The following is a 21,905-nucleotide window of genomic DNA, read 5'->3' as shown; positions in this document are numbered from 1 at the left end:
GATGCGTCATGCCTGACAATAAAAACAACAGCGCCAGCACTGACATACACAAAGCCAACTTCAACAGCATTCCGGTGGTCAACATCGCCGGTCTGTTCAGCATTGAACTGGAACACCGCCTGGCCGTGGCCGAACAATTGGGGCGCGCCGCCAGCGAGGTCGGGTTCCTCTATATCACCGATCACGGCATCGACCCGCAACTGATCGCCAACCTGCGCCAGGCGGCCAAAGACTTTTTCGACCAGCCCCTGGACGCCAAGATGCGTCACTACATCGGCACCTCACAAACCCACAAGGGCTTTGTACCCGAAGGCGAAGAGGTCTATTCCAAAGGTAAGCCGGACCACAAGGAAGCCTTCGACGTCGGCTTCGAAGTCCCGGCCGATGACCCGCTGGTGCTGGCCAACACCCCGTTGCTGGGGCCCAACGACTGGCCGCAGCTGTCAGGCTTCAAGGCGTCGGTACAGGCCTACTATGCAGCCATCTTCGCCTTGGGCCGGCGCCTGTTCGGCGGCTTCGCCCTGACCCTGGGCCTGGAAGAAAACTATTTCGACAGCCTGGTCACCCGTCCGCCGTCCAAGCTACGCCTGATCCACTACCCCTTCGACGGTGCCGCCCATGACGCACCGGGTCTTGGCGCTCATACTGATTACGAGTGCTTCACCATCCTTTTGGCCGACAAACCGGGCCTCGAGGTGATGAACAATCTTGGCCAATGGATCGATGCACCACCGATGGCCGATGCCTTTGTCGTCAACATCGGCGACATGCTGGAAGTGATGACGGCTGGCGCTTTCGTTGCCACTGCGCACCGGGTGCGCAGCGTGAAGGAGGAGCGCTATTCCTTTCCACTGTTTTATGCCTGCGACTATCACACCCAGATCAAGCCGCTGCCCGGGTTCGCCCAGGCAGGCAACGACTACGAAGAGATCACGATCGGCGAACACATGTATGGCCAGGCGCTGCAGACCTATCAGTATCTGCGCCAGAGGGTGGCCAACGGGGAAGTTCAACTGCCAGGCAAGGCACGCAAGCCCGCCAGTTTCGGACATTTGAAAAATCAGGCGCAACCGTCCTGATTGAAATTTTCAGCTACCCCCCTACCTACGCCGGAGTCATTAAATAATGAAAAACAATAAAACAACCCTTTTGAGCCTGGCTGTATTGGCAGCCGGCATGTTCGGTGCCTCGGTGAGCATGGCCGCGGCAGACACGTTCAAGGTCGGCATGGAAATCACCTACCCTCCTTTCGAGTCCTACGACAAGGACAAGAACGTGGTGGGCTCGGACCCCGAGCTGGCAACGGAGCTGGCCAAGCACATGAACGCCAAGGTGGAGTTCGTCGACACCAAGTTCCCGAGCCTGATCCTCGGCCTGAACTCCGGCAAGTACGATGCAATCATCTCCGGCATGTACATCACACCGGAACGCCAGACTCAGGCCCAGACCATCGCTTATGCCAATACTGGGGCCGCGGTCATGGTGCCCAAGGGCAGCGAGATCAATGCGAAGAAGCCTGAAGACCTGTGCGGCTTGAAACTGGGCCTGGAACAGGGTACTACCTGGGTCAAGGAATTCCGGAAGCTGTCCGATGAATACTGTGTGCCGAACAACAAAGGCGCGATCACCGTCAGCGAATACCCCTCGGCACCCGAAGTGACCCAGGCGCTGTTGTCCAAAAACATTCAGGCCCAGGTCGAAATCGCCGGCGCGGCAAAAATGATCGCGGAAAAGACCAATGGCCGGGTCGTGATCACCACTGAGCATCCGATTTATCAGCAAACCCTGGGCATCTTCGTCAAGAAAGGTAACGACGAAACCTTCCTGGCCATGCAAAAAGCCTTCGAGGCGAGCAAAAAGAGCGGTGAATACGCCGCGATCCTCAAGAAATATGGTTTGGAAGAACCGACTGCCAACTAAGAACCTGCCCTTGTAGTCTGGTCATCTGCCTCCCCTGCACCGGGGCGGCAGATCGAGGTGCCCCATGCAATTCGACTGGTCGTATTTCTTCTCCCTGTTCTCCCTGCCGGACTTCTGGAAGGCCTGCGTCACGGTGGTCCAGCTCAGTGCCCTGGCCTGGTTCATCGGCATGCTGCTGGGTTTTGTCCTGGCTACGGCCAAGCTGTCCCAATCGCCCTTGCTGCGCATTCCCGCAGCGGTCTACATCTGGTTCTTCCGCAGCATCCCGTTGCTGGTGCTGGTGGTGTTCGTCTACAACCTGCCGCAATTGTTTCCCGGTAGCGGACCGATTCTGTCCAACCCCTTCTACGCAGGCCTGCTGGCCCTGGTGGTCACCGAAGCTGCGTACATGGCGGAAATCCATCGTGGCGGCCTGATCTCCGTGGCCAAGGGCCAGAAAGAAGCCGGGCGCGCGCTGGGTGTCGGCCTGTTCGGCATGCAACGCCTGATCGTGATCCCCCAGGCTTTCCGTATTTCGCTGCCGACCCTGATCAATGAATACATCACGGTGGTCAAGCTGACCTCACTGGTCTCGGTCATCTCCCTGACCGAAATCCTCACGGTCGGCCAACGCCTCTATGCCACCAACTTCCTGGTCATGGAAACCCTGGCGGCGGTAGGCGTCTACTACGTGTTGATCGTCACCGTGTTCGGCTATTTCCTGCAGCGCCTGGAGCGCTACCTGGACCTGAACTTCCGCAAGCCGCACACGCTGGACGAGGCCACCATCGCCAGGTTCAAGGCCAGTGCCGAAGCGTTGCCCGACACTGCGCGCAAGGCAGCGGGCAACAACGCGGCGCCCATCCTGCAACTGAAGAACATCCAGAAGAGCTATGGCACGCACAAGGTGCTGCTGGGTATCGACCTGAATGTCGAATGCGGCCAGGTGGTCTCGATCATCGGGCCATCCGGCTCCGGCAAGACGTCGCTGATCCGCACGGTCAACGGCCTGGAAACCATAGATACCGGCGACATTCTGTTGTTCGGCGAAAAATTCATCGAGGCTTCGGACAAACCCAACGGCTCCCGCCTGCGCAAAGGCGTGCGGCACATCGGCATGGTGTTCCAGAACTTCAACCTGTTCCCGCACCGCACCATTCTCGACAACGTCACACTGGCACCGCGTTACCACGGCCAGCCGGGCGAGCTGAGTGAACATCGTGCCTATGCGCTACTGGACAAGGTCGGCCTGCTGGCCCATGCCCACAAGTACCCGCACCAGCTCTCCGGTGGGCAACAGCAGCGCGTGGCGATCGCCCGGGCCCTGGCGATGGAGCCGCAGATCATGCTGTTCGACGAGCCGACCTCGGCCCTCGACCCGGAACTGGTCAACGACGTGCTGAACGTGATCCGCGACCTGGCGAAAGAAGGCATGACCATGCTGATCGTGACCCACGAAATGGACTTTGCCATGTCGATATCCGACCGGGTCGTGTTCATGGAGAACGGTAATATCCAACTGGATGCCGCACCTGAAACCATACGATGCGATGCCAAAGGAGAACGAGTGCGGCGCTTCATGGGAATCAGTGCCCGATCGCCAAGCCTGTCTGCAACGCTGGATCATGCATGAACAGGCAATCACATTCTTTGAGCTTCCTTCTTTCAGGTAAACCCGCATGAATCTTGGAATAGCAGGACGCTGGGCGCTGGTATGCGCCGCCAGCAAAGGTCTGGGCAAAGCCTGTGCACAGGCACTCGTCCAGGAAGGCGTGAACGTGGTGATCACCGCACGCGGCGAACAGACGCTGAATGAAACAGCCCTTCAACTCAGAGCGATAAATCCTCAAGTGACCGTCATCGCCGTAGCCGGAGACATTTCGACGCCCGAGGGCCGGGCGGCAGCGCTAATGGCCCATGAGCGTTTCGATATCCTGATCAACAATGCTGGAGGCCCTCCCCCCGGGGATTTCCGCGAATGGAATCGCGATGCCTGGCTCAAGGCGCTGGATGCCAACATGCTGACCCCTATCGAGCTGATCAAGGCAACGGTAGACGGTATGGCGGCACGCGGATTTGGCCGGATCATCAACATCACGTCGAGTGCCGTGAAGTCCCCTATCGATAGCCTGGGTCTGTCCAATGGTGCGCGCAGTGGTCTGACGGGGTTTATCGCAGGACTTGCCCGGCAGGAAAACATTGCCAGCCGTAATGTGACGATCAACAACCTGCAACCGGGCTCATTCGACACCGATCGACTGCGTGACAACCTGGTCGCTGCTGCTGAAGAGTCTGGGCAAGACAGTGAGGCATTCCTTGACCAATGCCGTAGTGAAATTCCTGCCAGACGCTTCGGCTCAGCCGAGGAGTTCGGTGCCCTTTGTGCCTTCGTTTGCAGCAGCCATGCGGGCTACCTGACCGGGCAGAACCTGTTGATCGATGGCGGGGCCGTTCGCTCCAGCCAGTAATGGGCAAGGGCTATGCGGGTGTACCCGGGCAATCAGGCTTGAGTTCGCGGCCTCGCCCGGGCGAGCATTGCTAATCAGGGTTTACGCGCAATGATCACCTGACTTTTCGCCACCACGGCATCCAGCGCCTGCTTGATCTGTGCACCCCGTGGCGAGGCCAGGATCGCCTGCCAGGTTTGCGCCCAGTGGTTGAGCAACGGATGGTCCGGGCTGCTGAAGTCGACCTTGGCTTCCCAGAACAACAGCATCCACATCGACCAGTAGAATCCGTACTGGCTGTGGCTGATCACTTCCAGGCCGGCATCGCTGACCATGGCCTTGAACTGCTCTTCGCTGACGATGCGAATGTGGTTGGGCTTCTGGAAATACTCCGCCGCCGCGATATCTTTCTGCAGGTCTTCGGAGCTGGGATGCGGGACGCTCAGCAGATACAACGCGCCCGGTTTGCCGACGCGCACCAGCTCTGCGAGGAATTGGGCCGGATCGTCCACGTGCTCGATGACCTCGGTGGACACCACCCGGGTGGCGGTCGCGTCGGCAATCGGCAGCGGGTTGCAGTCGGTGACATGGCATTCGACGTCGCGGGCCGGTGTATCGGTCAGGCGCTGGCGGGTCGCTTCGACCTTGGCGGCGTCGATGTCGGCGACGATGATCTTCGCGCCGCGCATCCCGCAGAAATGCACGTTGCCGCCGTCGCCACAGCCGACATCCAGCAGTGTGTCCTCGGGGGTCACCGGGAAGCCGGTGAACAGTTCGCCGGTCTGTTGATTGAACCAGCCACTGAGCATCGCATCGTGCAGGCCGAGCATGTAGGGGTCGACTTTTTCCGCCACCGGCGCCGCGGGCGGTGTCTCTGGCTGAACAGGCGCGGGTGTGCCCGCCGTGAGTTTCTTCAAAAGGCTCAGCATGAGGTTGCTCCAGAGGAAGGGACGGCTGTTCGGGAGGTGCCCAGGCGTTTGACCAGCGAGGCGCCGCGGTTGCGCATGGGCATTTCGATGAAGCGATAGTTGAGTTCGCTCAGCAGCACGATCAGGCCGCCAGCCATCAGCAACATCAGAATCGGATGGCCAGCGGGACTGGGCAGCCCGGCAGCCTGTAAACGGAAAACGAATTCACGAACCAGCAAGTAGGCCGGGATATGGATCAGGTAAATCCCGTAGGAACGGCTGCCGACCCACGTCATCAGATTTTTGAACACGCCGCGCGGCAACAGGTAATCGCGGTTGTAAGAAGCGATCCACACCAGCAGCGCACACAACAGCGCAATCACGCCGATCCGGTAAGACGTGAAGGTGAAACGATCCGTTGCCATGAAGCTGAGCAACAGCGATACCGCGATCAGTGCGGCAACACCCGCCCATGGACGGCGCAGGAATTTTGGCTCCCGGCGCCGGTACGAAGGCTGCACGCTCCACATCGCCAACAGCACGCCAAGGGCCAGCGCGTCGGTGCGCACCACCATCAGGATCGGCGTGCGCAAGGTCAACAATTGCAGCGCCACCAACGCCAGCAAAGCCCACACCAGGTGTTTGCGCAACAGCACGATCAGCAGCGGAAACAGCAGGTAGAACTGCTCTTCCAGCGACAGGCTCCAGTACACGAAACTGGTGCCGTACTCGTAGCGATAAAAACTGTCGGCAAAGCGGAAATTGGCGTACTGCGCGATGCCGGCCAGGGTCGCCTGAAGGTTCGCGTGCAGCGTGCCAAACGCGCCGGAGCGGTTGAGAAAAAGACACGCCAGCAACATCAGCGCCAGCCATAACCAGGCCGAAGGCAGCAAACGAAAGGCCCGGCGCAACCAGAAATTGCGTGTCTGTTGCCAGTATTCCTGGCGAGTTGTGCAGCGGCGCAAGGCCGGGATCAGGCTGCGGGCAATGACGAAACCCGAGATCGCGAAAAACAGATCCACGCCCCACCACGGCTGGCTGTACAGCGTGATGCTCTGCAGCAACGGCACAGCCGCCGCGAACAGGCTGTCCTGCAGGTGATGAAACAGCACGCCGAGCACCGCAATGCCGCGCAGCAACTCGATGTCCATGATCCGTTTTTCGTTGCTCATGCGCCCTCCTGGACATGAGGTTTACGGGCAATGATCACCTGGCTCTTGGGCATGAACTGATCCAGCATCTGCTTGATCGCCAACCCGTCGGGCTGGGCCAGCAAGTCCTGCCAGGTTTTCGCCCAGCTCTCCATCAGCGGCGGATACGGCGCCTGAATCCGGTCGCGAACCGCACCACCCAGATCCCGTCCGGCAGCCCGCTCACTGGCCCAGAAAAAAATCATGCCCATGACCCAGAAAAAACCGGTGGCCTGGCGATGCTCGATGACCAGGCCCGCGTCTTCCACCAGCGCGGCGAATCGCTCCGGGCTGAAAATCTGCACGTGATTGGGCGATTGAAAATAGCTGGCCGGGGCGATGCCTTTCTGCAAATGCTCGCCCACCGGGGACGGCACGCTCAGCAGGTACAGCGCGCCGGGGCGGCCCATACGCACGAGTTCGGCCATGAAGGGTTCTGGTTGATCGATGTGTTCGAGAACTTCCATGCACACGACTTTGCTGGCACAGCCGTCGGCCAATGGCAGCGGCAAACTGTTGCTGACCAGCCCCAGATTCGGTTTGTCCGATTGCGCTGCCACTTGCCGGGCAAGATCGCGGACCTTGTCGTACTCACTGTCGGTGAAGATCACCGAAGCGCCTTGACGCACCGCAAACAAGGTAGCCACGCCTTCGCCACAACCGACATCCAGCAAAGTGTCGTCGGCGGTAATGGCAAACCCTTTGAGCAATTCGCCGCTGTCGCCGAGAAACCAGCCGTCGAGCAGAGCATCGTACAAACCGATATCCCTGGGCGAGACCCGCGTTTCTGGTGGGGCGACCTCTACCGATGCGGGCCGCAACTTCGCAAGCAGGCGCCGAATCATGTGCTCGACGCTTGTGCGCAGTTTGCTTCACGCCGTTCCAGCAACTGCTCGAACACCGCCTTCAGGCGCTGCTCGGCAACGGCCTGGCTGCAGAATCCCTGCAGGCTGCGCACGGCATGGGCCGACATCCGTTGATAGCGCTCGACGTCCTGTCTGGCGACGTCATGGCTGGCGGAAAAGGCCGTACACAGCGAGTCCCAATCCGTGATGTAACGCAGGGTACGATACGCTGCTCGAGGATCGTGGGGCCAGGATGTCAGTTCGTCGGTGCCTTCGACGATAAACGCGTTGTCACGGTCGATGTAGTCGGCCATGGCGGTGTTCAGCGGCGCAATCGCCGGCTTGCCGCAGGACATGAATTCCATCAACGGCAGGCACTGCCCTTCGCCGTAGGAACAATTGACGACGTAACTGGTGGCCTCGACCAGGCGCTCATAGTCGATGTCGGACAGATAGCCGTGGATCAGCACGATACGGCACTGATAGGACTGATTCTTGTAGACGTGGTGCAGCATGTCGTTCAGTGCGTTGGCGATGTCATGGTGCGTAAGCTTGAGCACCAGGGTCGCGTCGGGCGTGTCGCGAAAGGCGGTGCAGAACGCACTGATCATGTCCTTCCAGTTCTTGCGTCCGTCGTAGGGATTGAACACTGAGGTGTAGACCACGCCCTCGAGCAACAGCTCACAGTCGCGCGGCGGCTGGTCGAAGGCAATCGGCGTGCCTTCGCGCAAACGTTCGGGGCCGTAGGGGCGCAAGTCCGTGGTGCGACTGTCGATCAATAGCCCGCGCAGGTTCAGGCGCGTAGGGCCCACGACCGGACGCTTGTCCAGAAGCTCGCCACGGGCGGCAAAACGGTCCCAGACGGGCGCCGCAATCGCGCTGATCGGGTAATCGGGGCCCATCACATCGCGCACGGCATTCACGGTAAAACTGGAGTGGGTGATCGCCGTCCCGCTGGCGCCCAGCACCGTCCGCCAGTCATGCCGCGGTTCGCCCTGCCAGCTCTCGGTGGGAATGGTGCTGAACTCCCAGGCGAACACCGAAATCGTCGGGCACGCGTAGTGGACCGGCGTGCGATGCGGCGGAGAAAAGGACAGGAACACACAGTCTTCGCCCCGGCTCAGGCAATCGAAATACAGCCGATCGACTAACTCGTCCGGGTTGCTGACCTCGATCACCTGCCCCAGCCGTTCGAGCACCGGGCGGAATTCCTTGAGGACGAAGTAATAGCTGTACTCGGGCCGCCCCAGGTTCTGCTGGATGTTGCTCTTGTTGGTTTCCGAATGAATGATGATCAGCACGATGCAGTCCCCGTTTCGGCAACCAGCGGCACGACGTCACGGCCAGGTTCCTGTTTGAAGAACAGCGCCAGTCGCTGCTGCACCGGGGCGAAGCTGCAGTACTGGTGCATGCGTTCGCTGGCCGCGTCCGCCATGTCCTGCCAGGTGCCCGGCTGGTTCTTTGCCATCGCGTAGCTGTTCTCATAAGCCACTTTCAACGACCCCCAGTCCGGACGGTGGCGCAAAGTGCGGTACAGGATGCGCGCGTCTTCCGGCCAGATCGTTGGCTCCTGGCTGGACTTGACGACGAAGGCCACACGCTCGTCGATGTAGTCGCGCATCGCCGTGTGGTTCGGGGCGATGACCGGCCGCGCGCAGGACATGAACTCCATCAGCGGCAGGCACAGGCCTTCGCAGCGTGAAGCGTTGACGTAGTAACTCGCCGCGCCATAGAGCCGTGCGAACTGCTCGTCCTGCAGATAACCGTGCATGACCACCACGCGACAGGCGAAGGGCGAGAGCTGGGACAGCAAGGTGATGAGCTCGACGTAATAGGTCGACAGGTCGTTCTGGGTCATCTTCAACACGAGCGTGGCGTCTTGCACATCACGCAGCGCCCAGCAGAACGCCGTGATCAGGTAGTGCCAGTTCTTGCGCCCGTCATCGGGGTTGAACACGCTCACGTAGATGACGCCATCGACCTCGATTTCGACCGTTTGGCTGGTGTCGGGGAAAGCCGCTTGTGGATGCTCGTCCGGCGCGGAGGCTTCGCTGACGACAGGTTCATCCGCCACAGGGGCTTCGCTGATGGCAAGTTCATCCGGCACGGAGGCTGCGCTGATGGCAGCTTCATCCGGCACGAAGGCTGCGCTGATGACGGGTTCGATCGGCAACGGCTGAGGTTTCCGAAACCTGGCCAGCCATGGGCGAACGGCATCCGGCACCAGATCGCGAACKGCTTCGCGATACCACAACAGCAGGTAATGTCTGGTTATGAACAAGCGTCGACGCAGGGTCAACGGCGGCACAGGAGGTTCAGGTTCAGGCTCGATTTCGGGTTCAGGTTCAGGTTCAGGTTCAGGTTCAGGTTCGACGATTTCCTGCGGCGGTTGCTCGATGATCGGCGCGATCAAACCATCGGCGGACAACCCCATCGAGCGACTGTCCAGGATGCAACCCTTGATCTGCAACGTGGCGCCCGTGTTCACCGGCGTACCGGGATATTGCTGGCGAATGTCGGCGAAGCGCTCCCACAAAGGCGTCGGCAAAACCAGCACCGGGAAGTCGTCGCCCAGGGTCCGGCGGATGGCTTCGGCGGTGTGGGTGGACAAGGTGATCACCCGTCCCAGACGTGCCAGTGTCTGGCTCCAGTCTTGACGCGGATCGTTGTCCCAGTGCTCGGCGGGAATGGTGTCGAATTCCCAGGCGACCACGCACACCATCGGGCATTGCAAGTCGCTGGGAGTCTTGTGCGGTGGCGCGAACGAAATGAACAGGCAGTCCTGACCGGCCTGCTGCAACTGCCGATACAGCGGATCGACCTCGGCGGCCGATGACACCACATGCACCGGCCCGAGGCTTTCAAAGAGCGGTCGATACGCCTTGAGCACGAAGTAGTAACTGTATTCGGGACGACCGAGGCTCTGACTGATGGAGCTGTCGTTGACGTCGGAGTAAAGAATAAAATTCATGGCACCCCACGGTGACGCCGCCATTCCGGCAGCCTCACGCTATGACGGGGAGGACAGGGTTCGAGTCAGTGTTCACTGGCGCTCGTCCATTGTCTTGCTGCCCGTCTTCGTTCTTGTTTTAGTGGTCAGTTTCTCGCAGTTTCGAAGCGACGCTGCCGAACCCTGGATCATCGTGACGAGGGGCATTCTAAACACATCCATTGAGGGTTCGTGAACCGCCCGGCGAGAATAAATCAGGCTACGCCGAGGAGAACTGATCAGTCACTTTTGGACTTGTTGAAATTACCGAACAAATGGCACAGATTGGCTACCAAACAACTACAACAGACATTTCACCTGTCTTTCGAGCGATCATATCGACTCGTGAAACCTTTCCATGAAGACTGTGGAAACTGGATGAAATGCATGACCAAGGGGTCGCTGTTTGAAAAAGCGTCTGTTTGTCACGGGGTTGACCGGATTCGTAGGACAACACATCCAATCGCGTTTGCAGGCTGATGCCTCGGAATGGGAACTTCTGGTGGCTCCTTGCCGCTACGATCTCGCCGCGCCGGACAGCCTCGAAAGCTTGTGGCCGCAAATGCCCGATGCGGTGATCCACCTGGCCGGCCAGACTTTCGTCCCGGAGGCCTTTCGTGATCCGGCGCGCACCCTGAACATCAACCTGCTGGGCACCCTGAACCTGCTGCAAGCCCTCAAGGCGCGCGGCTTCACCGGCACGTTTCTGTACGTCAGCTCCGGTGATGTCTATGGCCAGGTCACCGAAGAGCATCTGCCCATCACTGAATTGCAGCCACCCTGCCCGCGCAATCCCTATGCCGTGAGCAAACTGTCGGCAGAATTCCTGAGTCTGCAATGGGGCATGAGCGAAGGCTGGCCGGTACTGGTCGCCCGCCCGTTCAACCACATCGGCAGCGGGCAGAAAGACAGCTTCGTCATTGCCAGCGCCGCCCGTCAGATCTGCCGGATCAAGCAAGGCCTGCAAGCACCACGACTGGAGGTCGGGGACATCGATGTCACGCGCGATTTCCTCGATGTCGCGGACGTGGTCTCGGCCTACCTGGCTTTGCTGGAGAAAGGCACACCGGGGCAGGTGTACAACATTTGCTCGGGGCGCGAGCAGAGCATTCGCAGTTTGATCGAGCAATTGGCAGATCTTGCCCAGGTCGACCTGCAACTGGTCCAGGACCCTGCGCGACTTCGCCGCGCGGATCAGCGTCGGGTGTGTGGCAGCCCTGCCAGGCTGGTCCAGACCACCGAATGGAAGCCTGAAATCACAACACAACAATCCCTGCGGGCGATCCTGTCCGACTGGGAGACGCGAGTACGACAAGAATGACTAAAAGTGCACTGATCACAGGTATCACCGGCCAGGATGGCGCGTATCTGGCCAAACTGCTGCTCGACAAGGGCTACAAAGTCCACGGCCTGGTGGCGCGTCGCAGCAGCGACTCGCGCTGGCGCCTGCGCGAGATGGGCGTCGAGGCGGACATCGTCTACCTGGACGGCGACATGGCCGATGCCTGTTCAGTGCAGCGCGCGGTGATCAAGTCGGCGCCGGACGAGGTCTACAACCTGGCCGCGCAAAGCTTTGTCGCAGCCTCCTGGGATCAACCGGTGACCACCGGCATCGTCGACGGTCTTGGCGTTACCCACCTGCTCGAAGCGATTCGTCAGTTCAGTGCGCACACGCGTTTTTACCAGGCGTCCACCAGCGAAATGTTCGGCCTGATCCAGGCCGAACGGCAGGACGAGAACACACCGTTCTATCCGCGCAGCCCCTATGGCGTGGCCAAGTTGTACGGCCACTGGATCACCGTTAACTACCGCGAAAGCTTCAACCTGCACGCTAGCAGCGGCATCCTGTTCAACCATGAATCACCGCTGCGCGGCATCGAGTTCGTGACGCGCAAAGTCACCGACGCCGCCGCCCGGATCAAGCAGGGCAAACAACAGGAACTGCGCCTGGGCAACATCGACGCCAAGCGCGACTGGGGCTTTGCCGGGGATTACGTCGAAGCCATGTGGCTGATGCTGCAACAGGACAAACCCGACGACTTCGTGGTGGCCACCGGCGTGACCACCACCGTGCGCGAGATGTGCCGGATCGCCTTCGATCATGTGGGCCTGAACTACCGCGATTACGTGAAGATCGACCCGGCGTTCTTCCGCCCGGCCGAAGTGGAAGTGCTGCTCGGCAACCCGGCCAAGGCCCAGCGTGTGCTGGGCTGGAAACCCAAGACCGATCTGGATGCCTTGATCCGCATGATGATGGATGCGGACATGAAACGCGTCGCCAAGGAGTAGGCCATGCTGATTCCCGTGATTCTCTCCGGCGGTGCCGGGACAAGGTTGTGGCCGGTGTCGCGTGAGGGCCATCCCAAACCCTTCATGACATTGCCCGACGGCCAGTCGCTGCTGGGCAAGACCTATCAGCGGGCCGCGGACCTGCTCGACGGCTGGGGCGATATCGTCACGGTGACCAATCGCGAGTACTACTTCCAGAGCAAGGATCACTTTCGGGACGCACACCTGGGCCGGCATCGCGGGCACTTCCTGCTGGAGCCGACGGGACGCAATACGGCGCCGGCCATTGCCGCTGCCGCCCTCTCCCTCCAGGCCCTGCATGGCGACGACGCGATCATGCTGGTCATGCCTGCCGACCATCTGATCGTCAATGTCGAGGCGCTGAAGGACGCGGTCGAGCATGCCGTGACATTGGCCAAGCGCGGTCACCTGGTGACCTTCGGGGTGGTGCCGACCGCTCCGGAAACCGGTTTTGGCTACATTGAAGCCGGCACATCGCTGGACGATAAAGGCGCTGCCAGCGTGCGGCGCTTCGTCGAAAAACCCGACCTGCAAACCGCGACTCATTACGTGGAAAGCGGCAACTTCCTGTGGAACTCCGGGATGTTCTGCTTCTCGGTCGCCAGCCTACTGGCCGAACTGCAAATCCATGCTCCCGCCTTGCTGGAGCAGACGCAGACCTGCATGGCTGCCAGCGCTCCCGTGGAAAACGCCGGGGATGTGCAACAAGAACTGTCACCGGCCCTGTTTGGCGAAATCATGGACATCTCCATCGACTACGCGTTGATGGAACGCTCCGACAAGGTGGTCGTCGTGCCGGCCCGTTTCGACTGGAGCGATATCGGCTCCTGGGGTGCGGTGGCCGCGCTGGTACCGGCAGATGCACAAAACAATCGCACCGTCGGCGAGTCGATATTCATCGACAGCCACAACAACTTCGTCCAGAGCGAAAACCGTCTGGTCGCGACCGTGGGCGTGGATAACCTGATCATCGTCGACACCGCCGACGCCGTGCTGGTGGCCCACGCCGACCGCGCCCAGGATGTGCGTCGGGTGGCCAGGCAGCTCAAGGATAAAGAGCACGAAGCCTATCGCCTGCACCGTACGGTCAGCCGGCCATGGGGCACCTACACCGTGCTCGAGGAAGGCCCGCGCTTCAAGATCAAACGCATCGTGGTCAAGCCCGGCGCCAAGTTGTCGTTGCAGATGCACCACCATCGCAATGAACACTGGGTGGTGGTCGAAGGCATGGCCAAGGTCACCAACAATGGCACCGGCACGCACCTGGTGGCCAAGAACGAATCGACCTTCATTGCTGCCGGTCACAAGCATCGCCTGGAGAATCCCGGCGTGATCGACCTGGTGATCATCGAGGTGCAAAGCGGCGAATACCTGGGAGAGGACGACATCGTCCGCTTCGAAGATCAATACGGCAGGACGGTTTGAATGCTGCGTAACCTTTACCAATCGCTGTGGAGTTACCGGGGTTTCATCCTCGGCAGTGTCAAACGGGAGTTTCAGGCGCGCTATCGCAACTCGCTGTTCGGTGCCTTGTGGACCGTGCTCAATCCGCTGTCGATGATCCTGGTCTACACGGTGATCTTCTCCACCATCATGCGCGCCCGCTTGCCGGGCGTGGATGACGGGTTGGCCTACAGCGTCTACCTGTGCGCCGGCCTGCTGACCTGGGGTCTGTTCGCCGAGATCACGACGCGCAGCCAGAGCATGTTCCTGGAAAACGCCAACCTGCTGAAGAAAATCAGCTTCCCGCGCATCTGCCTGCCGGTCATCGTGCTGCTCAATGCCGGGATCAATTTCGCGATCATCCTGGGGCTGTTCCTCGGCTTCCTGCTGATCAGCGGGCGACTGCCCGGCATGGCGTTACTGGCGCTGCTGCCGTTGCTGATCCTGCAAGTGATCTTCGCCGCGGGACTGGGGATGATTCTGGGCGTGCTCAACGTGTTCTTTCGCGACGTCGGGCAGTTTTTCGGTATCTGCCTGCAGTTCTGGTTCTGGCTGACGCCGATCGTTTATCCATTGTCGATCCTGCCGCCGGGTATCCAGCACTTTATCGAGCTGAACCCGATGACGGCGCTGATGAACAGCTACCAGAACCTGTTTCTCTACAACCAATGGCCAGACTGGAGCTCGCTGGTGCCGTTGCTGGTGATCGGCCTGTTGTTCTGTGGGATGGCGCTGCGGCTGTTCCGCCAGCGTGTCGGTGAAATGGTGGACGAGCTCTGATGGGACATATACGTGTCAGTGGCCTGGGCAAGGCCTACAAGCAGTACCCGAATCGCTGGAGCCGGCTGTTCGAATGGCTGGTACCGTTTTCCCGCACCCGACATCAACTGCACTGGGTGCTGCAAGGGGTCGATTTCGAGATTCAGCCGGGTGAAGCCGTGGGCATCGTCGGGGTCAATGGAGCCGGCAAAAGCACGCTGTTGAAGATGATCACCGGCACCACCCAACCCACCTGCGGCGACATCCGGTTGCAAGGTCGCGTGGCCGCGCTGCTGGAGCTCGGCATGGGTTTCCACCCGGACTTCACCGGTCGGCAGAACACCTTCATGGCCGGCCAGTTGCTCGGCATGCAGGTCGAAGAAATCGAAGCGCTGATGCCGCAGATCGAGAGCTTCGCCGAAATCGGCGAGGCCATCGACCATCCGGTTCGTACCTATTCCAGCGGCATGCAGATGCGCCTGGCGTTCAGCGTGGCCACTGCGCGGCGCCCGGACATCCTGATCGTCGATGAAGCGCTGTCCGTAGGTGACGCCTACTTCCAGCACAAAAGCTTTGATCGCATCCGCAACTTCCGCAAGGCCGGCACCACGTTGCTGATCGTGTCCCATGACCGCTCGGCGATCCAGTCGATCTGCGACACCGCCATCCTCCTGGAAAACGGGCGCATGGCCATGCGCGGCAAACCCGAAGAAGTAATGGACTACTACAACGCCATGCTCGCCCAGCGCGAGGGCCAGACGGTGCGCCAGGAAATGCTCGCCAACGGGCAGGTGCAAACCATTTCCGGGACAGGCGAAGCGGGCATTCTCAGCGTCCGCCTGCTTGACCCCAAGGGCCGTTCGGTGGAGGTGGCGGAAGTCGGTCAGGCGATGGTCCTGGAAGTGCAGGTCGAGGTGCGCCAGGACATCGAGCGGCTGATTCTCGGTTTCATGATCAAGGATCGCCTCGGCCAGCCCATATACGGCATCAATACCCACCGGGTCGACAAAGCCCTCACCGACCTGAGTGCCGGCGAACGCATCACCTACCGTTTTGCCTTCGACATGCGCCTGGGCAAGGGTAATTATTCGGTGGCCCTGAGCCTGTCGCGACTGGATTCGCACCTGGATCGCAATTTCGAATGGCGTGACTACGGGCTGGTCTTCCACGTGATCAACAATCGCCAGGAAGACTTCGTGGGCTGCTCCTGGCTCCAAGCACAGACAAGCGTGACCCGTTCCAGTGAGAGTCGGGTGGAATCTATTGGGGTAACACGATGACCAGACTGTTGGTGGAATGTACCTACGTCTTCGAACACCCGGATGCCAACTCGGGCATTCAACGGGTCGTTCGTAATGTTATTCAGCAATTGCCGGCCGCAGACACCCAGCGTGAATGCATTCCGGTGGTGATGCTCAATGGCGCGTTGTTCGAGGTGAAAAGCCTGGCGCCCTTGCCGACCATCAAAGTGGACCTGGTGAGCCTGCGGGTGAAGCTGGAACACCTCGCCAATCTGTACTGGCAGTGCCATCGGGCACTGGAGGGGCGCCGTCCTTTCAGCACATCGAAGTTCGCCCGCCGGGTGCTTTATGTCGGTTGTCGCCTCACCGCGTTCGCCTGCCTGAGCCTGCCGATGCGCCTGCTCGATCGGGTACTCAAGGGCCAGAAGGTTCCCGAGCGCTGCGTGCCGTTGCAGCATCGCGCCGGCGATCAACTGGTGCTGCTGGATTCGTCCTGGCACGCCAGCTTCTTCCCCCTGGCCGAGCAACTCAAGCGTGACGGGGTCGGCATCATTTCGGTGATCTACGACCTGATTCCCCTGACCCACCCGCAGTTCTGCGACGCAGGATTGGTGAAGGTGTTCAACGAATGGTTCGACTGGATCGCCCGCACCGCCGATGGTTATGTGGCGATATCGACCACGATCCGCGACCAGGTTCGCCAGGAGATGACCCGCAGGATCGGCTCCACGCAGGTGCAGCAACGCTGGTTCGACTACTTTCACCTCGGCTCCGAACTTGACCTGACCGATGCCCGGTCCGCCGTCGACCCGGGGCTGCTGCAGATGTTCAAGACGCCGGACCCTGTGTTTCTGATGGTCAGCACCATCGAGCCGCGCAAGAACCATGCGTATCTGCTGGACGCGTTCGAGCGCGCCTGGGCGGCCGGGTCCAAGGCCCGGTTGTGCATCGTCGGCAAGATCGGCTGGAAGTGCGAGGCGCTGATCGAGCGTATCCGCCAGCATCCGCAATTGAACCAGCGCCTGTTCATGTTCAACACACTTTCGGACAAGAGCCTGGAACACGCCTATTCCCACGCGACATCGCTGGTGTTCCCGTCCTACGTCGAAGGGTTTGGTTTGCCCCTGGTGGAGGCCATGCAGCGAGGCCTGCCGGCCATGGCCAGCGACATCCCGGTGTTCCGCGAAATCGGTGGCGAGTACATGGCGTATTTCGACCTCGCCGACCCGCAGAACCTGGCCGACCTGGTCACCGACATGGAAAGCGGTGGCGCATTTCCCGCCCCCCTCAACCTGGATAACTGGCGTTGGCTGAGCTGGCGCGAGGCGAGTGCGCAACTGGTCGGACGCGTCCAGCGCAACCTGCACAGCGATGCGAAGGTGCCTGAGAGGCAGCATGCGCATTGCCCTTAACGCCCGCATCCTCCAGGCGCCGCGCACCGGCATCGGCCACTACGTCGCCGAACTGGCGAACGCCCTGGCGGGTGAACCGGATATTGAACTGGCGCTGTTTCATGGCTGGGGCTGGAGTGCTGTGCTGCCTGAAGCGGCCATGCCCGGTTATTCCCGACTGACGCCATTGCTGCGGCAGATTCCGGGGGCCTATCAGGCCCGACGGTGGCTGGAGCAGAAACGCTTCGATCAAGGCCGCGCGCAAGCCATCGACCTTTACCACGAACCAAGTTTGTGGCCGCTGTCGTTCGACGGCCCGACCGTCATCACCCTGCATGACCTGACTCACCTGCACTATCCCGAAACGCAGCCACCGGCGCGCTTGCGAGAAATTGAACGGCGCGTGGCCGACGGCGTGCGACAGGCAAGCCTGATTCTTACCGTCTCGCAATACATTGCTGACGAAGCCCAGGCGCATTTCGGATTACCGGCCGAGCGATTTGTCGTCGCACCGCTGGGTGTAGCCGCGCGCTTTCACCCGCGCTCCCCCGAGGCCATAGACGCCGTACTCAAGACCCATGGCGTCGAAGCGCGGGAATACTTCCTCTGTGTCGGCACCCTGGAACCGCGCAAGAATCTGTCCCTCGCCCTGCGCGCCCACGCCCGATTGCCGGAATCGGTCCGTCAGCGTTTTCCTTTGCTGATCGTCGGCATGGCCGGCTGGCAGCGCGAGCAGTTCAGCGAAGAATTGCACCAGGCCCTGGCCTGCGGTCATGTCTGTTTACTGGGCTATCTGCCTGACGAGCACGTTGCGCAGCTGCTGGCCGGCGCCCGGGCATTGATTTTTCCGTCGCTTTACGAAGGTTTTGGCCTGCCGGTGCTGGAGGCCATGGCCTGCGGCACGCCGGTCATTCTGACCAGACGCTCGGCCATGCCCGAAGTGGCAGGCTCTGCGGGTAACTATGTTGAACCGGATGAAACCGACGGCCTGCGCGATGCAATGAGTCGTCTGATCGAGGATCTAGCGCATTGGCAGGCATGCCGAGAAGCCGGGTTGCTACAGGCAAGGCTTTTTACCTGGCAACGCTGCGCGCAAGTCACGGCCAGCGCTTACCGCCAGGCTATGGGAGGTTGAATGCGAGTTCTTCATTTTTTCAAGACGTACCTGCCTGACTCGGTCSGCGGGATCGAACAAGTGATTTTCCAGTTGTGCGAAAGCGGTGCCCTGCACGGCGTTGACGGCAAGGTGCTGACACTCAGTGCCGATCCGACACCGCCGGTGGTGCGGATCGCTCAACATGACGTCCATCGAGCCAGACTCGACATTCAGTTCGCCTCCACCGGGTTTTCCTGGAGCGTCTTCAAACAGTTTCGCGAGCTGGCAGCCGAGGCCGACGTGGTCAATTACCACTTTCCATGGCCGTTCATGGACCTGGTGCATTTCGCCAGCAGCCTGAACAAACCCAGCGTGGTGACGTACCACTCGGACATTATTCGCCAGAAACACCTGCTCAAACTTTACCGGCCGCTGATGAATCGCTTTCTGCACAGCGCCGACCGGATCGTCGCTGCGTCGCCCAATTACCTGCACACCAGTGATGTGTTGCAACAGTTTCAGCACAAGACCCGAGTGATCCCCTATGGATTGAACAAGGCAGGTTACCCACAGCCGGACAGCAATCGAACGGCCCACTGGCGGCAAAAGCTCGGCGACAAGTTTTTTCTGTTTGTCGGTGTGATGCGCTACTACAAAGGTTTGCACATCCTGCTCGACGCCCTGAAGGACCTGGATTACCCGACAGTGATTGTCGGTGCCGGCCCACTGGAAGCAGAGCTGCATGCCCAGGCGACCGCCCTGGGTTTACGCAATGTCCACTTCCTCGGGCGTCTGGGGGACGAGGACAAGGTGGCGCTGCTGCAACTGAGCTATGCCATCGTGTTCCCGTCGCACCTGCGCTCCGAAGCCTTCGGCATTTCGCTGCTGGAAGGCGCGATGTATGGCAAACCGATGATCTCCAGTGAGATTGGCACGGGCACCAGTTACATCAACATCCATAACGAGACCGGGCTAGTGGTGCCGCCGAGCAATCCATTGGTGTTCCGTGAGGCGATGCGCACGCTTTGGGAAAATCCGGTGCTGGCGGCGCAAATGGGCGAGAAGGCGCAGGCCCGTTATCAAAATCTGTTTACCGCGGACGAAATGGGTCGCAAATGGACGGCCTTGTATGAGGAACTGCTGGAAGAAAAAGCCCTCGCCTACGCATGAGCATCCGTGATGCCTGTACTATGACGCCACGATGATTCAGACGTGAGGATCGCCCGGTGCCTTGCTCGGCGCGGCGTATTGTGGCTTCAGGTGCCCGTCCTGATCGAGTAGCCAGGCGTCCATGATCTCCCGGACGACCGGTCCGGCGACGCGGCCACCCGCCTCGCCGTTTTCGATCATCACCGAAATCACGATCTTCGGATGTTCGGCCGGGGCGAAGCCGACGAACAAGGCATTGTCGCGGTTGCGCTCGCGGGTTTTCTCCCGGTTGTAACGTTCGCCCTGCCTGATCGCCACCACTTGCGCGGTACCGCTCTTGCCAGCGATACGATACTGCGCCCCTGCCGCTGCGGCCCGGGCAATCCCGCGGGCATCGTGCATCACCATCTGCATGCCATGGTTGACCTGCTCCCAGTCGCGTGGATCCTTGAGCAGAATGTCCGGCATCGGATGTTCATCCACCGGCGCGACGCCGTCCACGGTTTTGGCCAGGTGCGGGCGATTCCACACGCCTTTGTTGGCAATCAGCGCCGTCGCCTGAGCCAACTGCAGCGGCGTAACCTGCATGTAGCCCTGGCCGATGCCGAGAATCACCGTCTCGCCCGGAAACCAGGCCTGACGACGGGTAGCGCGCTTCCAGGCTTGGGATGGCATCAGGCCAGGGGATTCTTCATTCATGTCCAGGGAGACTTTCTCACCGAGCCCGAACATGGCCATGTAGTCGTGCAGGCGATCGATACCGAGCTTGTGTGCGAGGTCATAGAAATAGGTGTCGTTGGAACGCATGATCGCCGCATCCATATCCACCCAACCATCGCCGCTGTGGTTCCAGTTGCGGTACTTGTGATCGAAATCCGGTAGCTGGTAATAACCGGGGTCGAACACACGGGTCTGTGGCGTGACGACACCTGCATCGAGGCCAGCGATTGCCACTTCCGGCTTGATGGTCGAACCCGGGGCATAGAGACCACGCAGCACACGATTGAACAGCGGCCGATCAATGGAATCCCGTAGCGAAGAGTATTCCCTGGAACTGATACCGGTGACGAACAGGTTCGGATCGAAACTCGGGTTGCTGACCATGGCCAGCACTTCACCGGTCGACGGATCCAGCGCGACCACCGAGCCACGGCGATCGCCCAAGGCTTGCTCGGCGGCTTCCTGCAGCTTGACGTCGAGGCTCAGGACAATGTTTTCGCCTGGTACCGGGTCAGTGTGCTTGAGCACTCGCAGCACGCGGCCCTGAGCATTGGTTTCGACTTCTTCATAACCAACATGGCCGTGCAGTTGCGCCTCGTAGAATTTTTCGATTCCGGTCTTGCCGATGGATTGGGTGCCTCGGTACTCGACCGTATCCAGAGCCTTTGACTCTTTCTCGTTGATACGTCCGACGTAGCCGACCGAATGAGCGAAGTGCGCGCCCAATGGATAGTGCCGAACGAACTGCGGCTCGACATCCAGGCCCGGCAGACGGAACTCGTTGACGGCGAGTACGGCAATCTGTTCTTCGCTGAGCTCATAGAACAACGTCACGGGTACGAAGGGGTGACGTGCCTGTTTCATGGCCTTGTCGAACAGCGTGCGATCTTCAGCGGGCAGGTGCAGGAGATTGACCACCTCGTCCAGCTCTTCGTTTACATCGGGAGCACGTTCGCGGGTGATGGTCAGGTTGAAGCTGGGACGGTTGTCCGCGAGGAGTACGCCGTTGCGGTCATAGATCAACCCGCGGGTCGGTGTAATCGGCAGGACATGTACGCGATTGTTTTCGGAGACGGTGGAGTGATAGTCGAACTCGACTACTTGCAGGACATACATGCGCACTACCAGCGCACAGGTAATGGCGGYAACGAACAAGGCGCAGGCCATGAGTCTTTTGTTGACCAGACGTGTTTCTTTTTCGTGGTCCTTGATGGGTATCGGCTCAGGCACTTGTGCAGCAACTCTTTGAAAAGAACGCCGATCCGTGGGCGCAAACTCAGTCCATTAAAAATGAGCTGCACCATACCAAAAGCGTGGAGCCTGGTTTGTGTGATTTTTTTTACAATTGACCTTGGGTGGGCCGGCCTTGTTTTTCGAGCGCAAAAACAAAACCCCAACTGCTTTCGCAATTGGGGTTTYGGAATTTAATCTTGACGATGACCTACTCTCACATGGGGAAACCCCACACTACCATCGGCGATGCATCGTTTCACTGCTGAGTTCGGGATGGGATCAGGT

The 21,905-nt window shown here is 60.2% G+C and carries 18 protein-coding genes and 1 rRNA gene; 12 read left to right on the top strand and 7 right to left on the bottom strand.

Annotated features, from left to right (window positions below; all coding sequences use genetic code 11):
• The first annotated feature begins 8 nt into the window (after nt 1-8).
• The 4 genes from AC1DRN_RS26775 (at nt 9) to AC1DRN_RS26760 (ending at nt 4,367) form a co-directional block, all read left to right on the top strand.
• Entirely contained in the window at nt 9-1,079 is a 1,071-nt protein-coding gene (locus tag AC1DRN_RS26775) for an isopenicillin N synthase family dioxygenase (RefSeq protein ID WP_223462427.1), read from the top strand.
• 46 nt (nt 1,080-1,125) lie between these two features.
• Nucleotides 1,126-1,920 carry an ABC transporter substrate-binding protein gene (locus tag AC1DRN_RS26770; protein ID WP_223462428.1) on the top strand — a complete coding sequence of 265 codons (795 nt, stop codon included), beginning with the start codon at nt 1,126-1,128 and terminating at the stop codon, nt 1,918-1,920.
• Between the two features lie 64 nt (nt 1,921-1,984).
• Nucleotides 1,985-3,532 (top strand): amino acid ABC transporter permease/ATP-binding protein, encoded by a 1,548-nt coding sequence (locus AC1DRN_RS26765; RefSeq protein WP_223462429.1) that lies wholly within the window; start codon nt 1,985-1,987, stop codon nt 3,530-3,532.
• 46 nt (nt 3,533-3,578) lie between these two features.
• Nucleotides 3,579-4,367: an SDR family oxidoreductase gene (locus AC1DRN_RS26760; protein WP_223462430.1), complete on the top strand. Its 789-nt coding sequence runs from the start codon at nt 3,579-3,581 to the stop codon at nt 4,365-4,367.
• Between the two features lie 74 nt (nt 4,368-4,441).
• Here AC1DRN_RS26760 and AC1DRN_RS26755 read toward each other — a convergent pair whose 3' ends face one another.
• Genes AC1DRN_RS26755 through AC1DRN_RS26735 form a run of 5 tightly spaced genes read right to left on the bottom strand, consistent with a single transcriptional unit; the run spans nt 4,442 to nt 10,260 of the window.
• The gene (locus AC1DRN_RS26755; RefSeq protein ID WP_223462431.1) at nt 4,442-5,275 is read right to left on the bottom strand and encodes a class I SAM-dependent methyltransferase; all 834 of its coding nucleotides are present in this window, start codon (nt 5,273-5,275) and stop codon (nt 4,442-4,444) included.
• Nucleotides 5,269-6,426, bottom strand: coding sequence for an acyltransferase family protein (locus AC1DRN_RS26750; protein ID WP_223462432.1), 1,158 nt, complete (start codon nt 6,424-6,426; stop codon nt 5,269-5,271). The genes AC1DRN_RS26755 and AC1DRN_RS26750 overlap by 7 nt, the downstream gene beginning before the upstream one ends.
• On the bottom strand, nt 6,423-7,289 hold the full coding sequence (locus AC1DRN_RS26745; RefSeq protein WP_223462433.1) for a class I SAM-dependent methyltransferase: 867 nt from the start codon (nt 7,287-7,289) through the stop codon (nt 6,423-6,425). Before AC1DRN_RS26745 ends, AC1DRN_RS26750 begins: the two co-directional genes overlap by 4 nt.
• Nucleotides 7,286-8,590, bottom strand: coding sequence for a glycosyltransferase (locus AC1DRN_RS26740; protein WP_223462434.1), 1,305 nt, complete (start codon nt 8,588-8,590; stop codon nt 7,286-7,288). The genes AC1DRN_RS26745 and AC1DRN_RS26740 overlap by 4 nt, the downstream gene beginning before the upstream one ends.
• The gene (locus AC1DRN_RS26735; protein ID WP_223462435.1) at nt 8,584-10,260 is read right to left on the bottom strand and encodes a glycosyltransferase; all 1,677 of its coding nucleotides are present in this window, start codon (nt 10,258-10,260) and stop codon (nt 8,584-8,586) included. The genes AC1DRN_RS26740 and AC1DRN_RS26735 overlap by 7 nt, the downstream gene beginning before the upstream one ends.
• Nucleotides 10,261-10,684: 424 nt before the next feature.
• Here AC1DRN_RS26735 and AC1DRN_RS26730 point away from each other — a divergent pair, with 424 nt between their 5' ends.
• From AC1DRN_RS26730 to AC1DRN_RS26695, 8 genes are read left to right on the top strand one after another with little or no spacing between them, the layout of a single operon-like run.
• Entirely contained in the window at nt 10,685-11,599 is a 915-nt protein-coding gene (locus AC1DRN_RS26730; RefSeq protein ID WP_223462436.1) for a GDP-mannose 4,6-dehydratase, read from the top strand.
• Entirely contained in the window at nt 11,596-12,567 is a 972-nt protein-coding gene (gmd, locus tag AC1DRN_RS26725; RefSeq protein ID WP_223462437.1) for a GDP-mannose 4,6-dehydratase, read from the top strand. Before AC1DRN_RS26730 ends, gmd begins: the two co-directional genes overlap by 4 nt.
• 3 nt (nt 12,568-12,570) lie before the next feature.
• Nucleotides 12,571-14,013 (top strand): mannose-1-phosphate guanylyltransferase/mannose-6-phosphate isomerase, encoded by a 1,443-nt coding sequence (locus tag AC1DRN_RS26720; RefSeq protein WP_223462438.1) that lies wholly within the window; start codon nt 12,571-12,573, stop codon nt 14,011-14,013.
• Entirely contained in the window at nt 14,014-14,811 is a 798-nt protein-coding gene (locus AC1DRN_RS26715; protein ID WP_223462439.1) for an ABC transporter permease, read from the top strand.
• On the top strand, nt 14,811-16,070 hold the full coding sequence (locus tag AC1DRN_RS26710; protein WP_223462440.1) for an ABC transporter ATP-binding protein: 1,260 nt from the start codon (nt 14,811-14,813) through the stop codon (nt 16,068-16,070). Before AC1DRN_RS26715 ends, AC1DRN_RS26710 begins: the two co-directional genes overlap by 1 nt.
• On the top strand, nt 16,067-17,443 hold the full coding sequence (locus AC1DRN_RS26705) for a glycosyltransferase family 4 protein (protein ID WP_223462441.1): 1,377 nt from the start codon (nt 16,067-16,069) through the stop codon (nt 17,441-17,443). Before AC1DRN_RS26710 ends, AC1DRN_RS26705 begins: the two co-directional genes overlap by 4 nt.
• Nucleotides 17,427-18,557 carry a glycosyltransferase family 4 protein gene (locus AC1DRN_RS26700; RefSeq protein WP_223462442.1) on the top strand — a complete coding sequence of 377 codons (1,131 nt, stop codon included), beginning with the start codon at nt 17,427-17,429 and terminating at the stop codon, nt 18,555-18,557. The genes AC1DRN_RS26705 and AC1DRN_RS26700 overlap by 17 nt, the downstream gene beginning before the upstream one ends.
• On the top strand, nt 18,558-19,688 hold the full coding sequence (locus tag AC1DRN_RS26695; protein ID WP_477786847.1) for a glycosyltransferase family 4 protein: 1,131 nt from the start codon (nt 18,558-18,560) through the stop codon (nt 19,686-19,688).
• Nucleotides 19,689-19,724: 36 nt separating this feature from the next.
• Here AC1DRN_RS26695 and mrdA read toward each other — a convergent pair whose 3' ends face one another.
• Together mrdA and rrf are read right to left on the bottom strand one after the other, a co-directional pair.
• Entirely contained in the window at nt 19,725-21,617 is a 1,893-nt protein-coding gene (mrdA, locus tag AC1DRN_RS26690) for a penicillin-binding protein 2 (RefSeq protein WP_477786846.1), read from the bottom strand.
• Nucleotides 21,618-21,815: 198 nt separating this feature from the next.
• A 5S ribosomal RNA gene (rrf, locus tag AC1DRN_RS26685) occupies nt 21,816-21,905 on the bottom strand; the annotation flags it as partial.

The sequence above is a fragment of the Pseudomonas sp. P5_B3 genome, assembly GCF_056400405.1.
The sequence above is the reverse complement of the archived record's forward strand: the minus strand, read 5'-3'. Positions and strand labels throughout refer to the sequence as shown.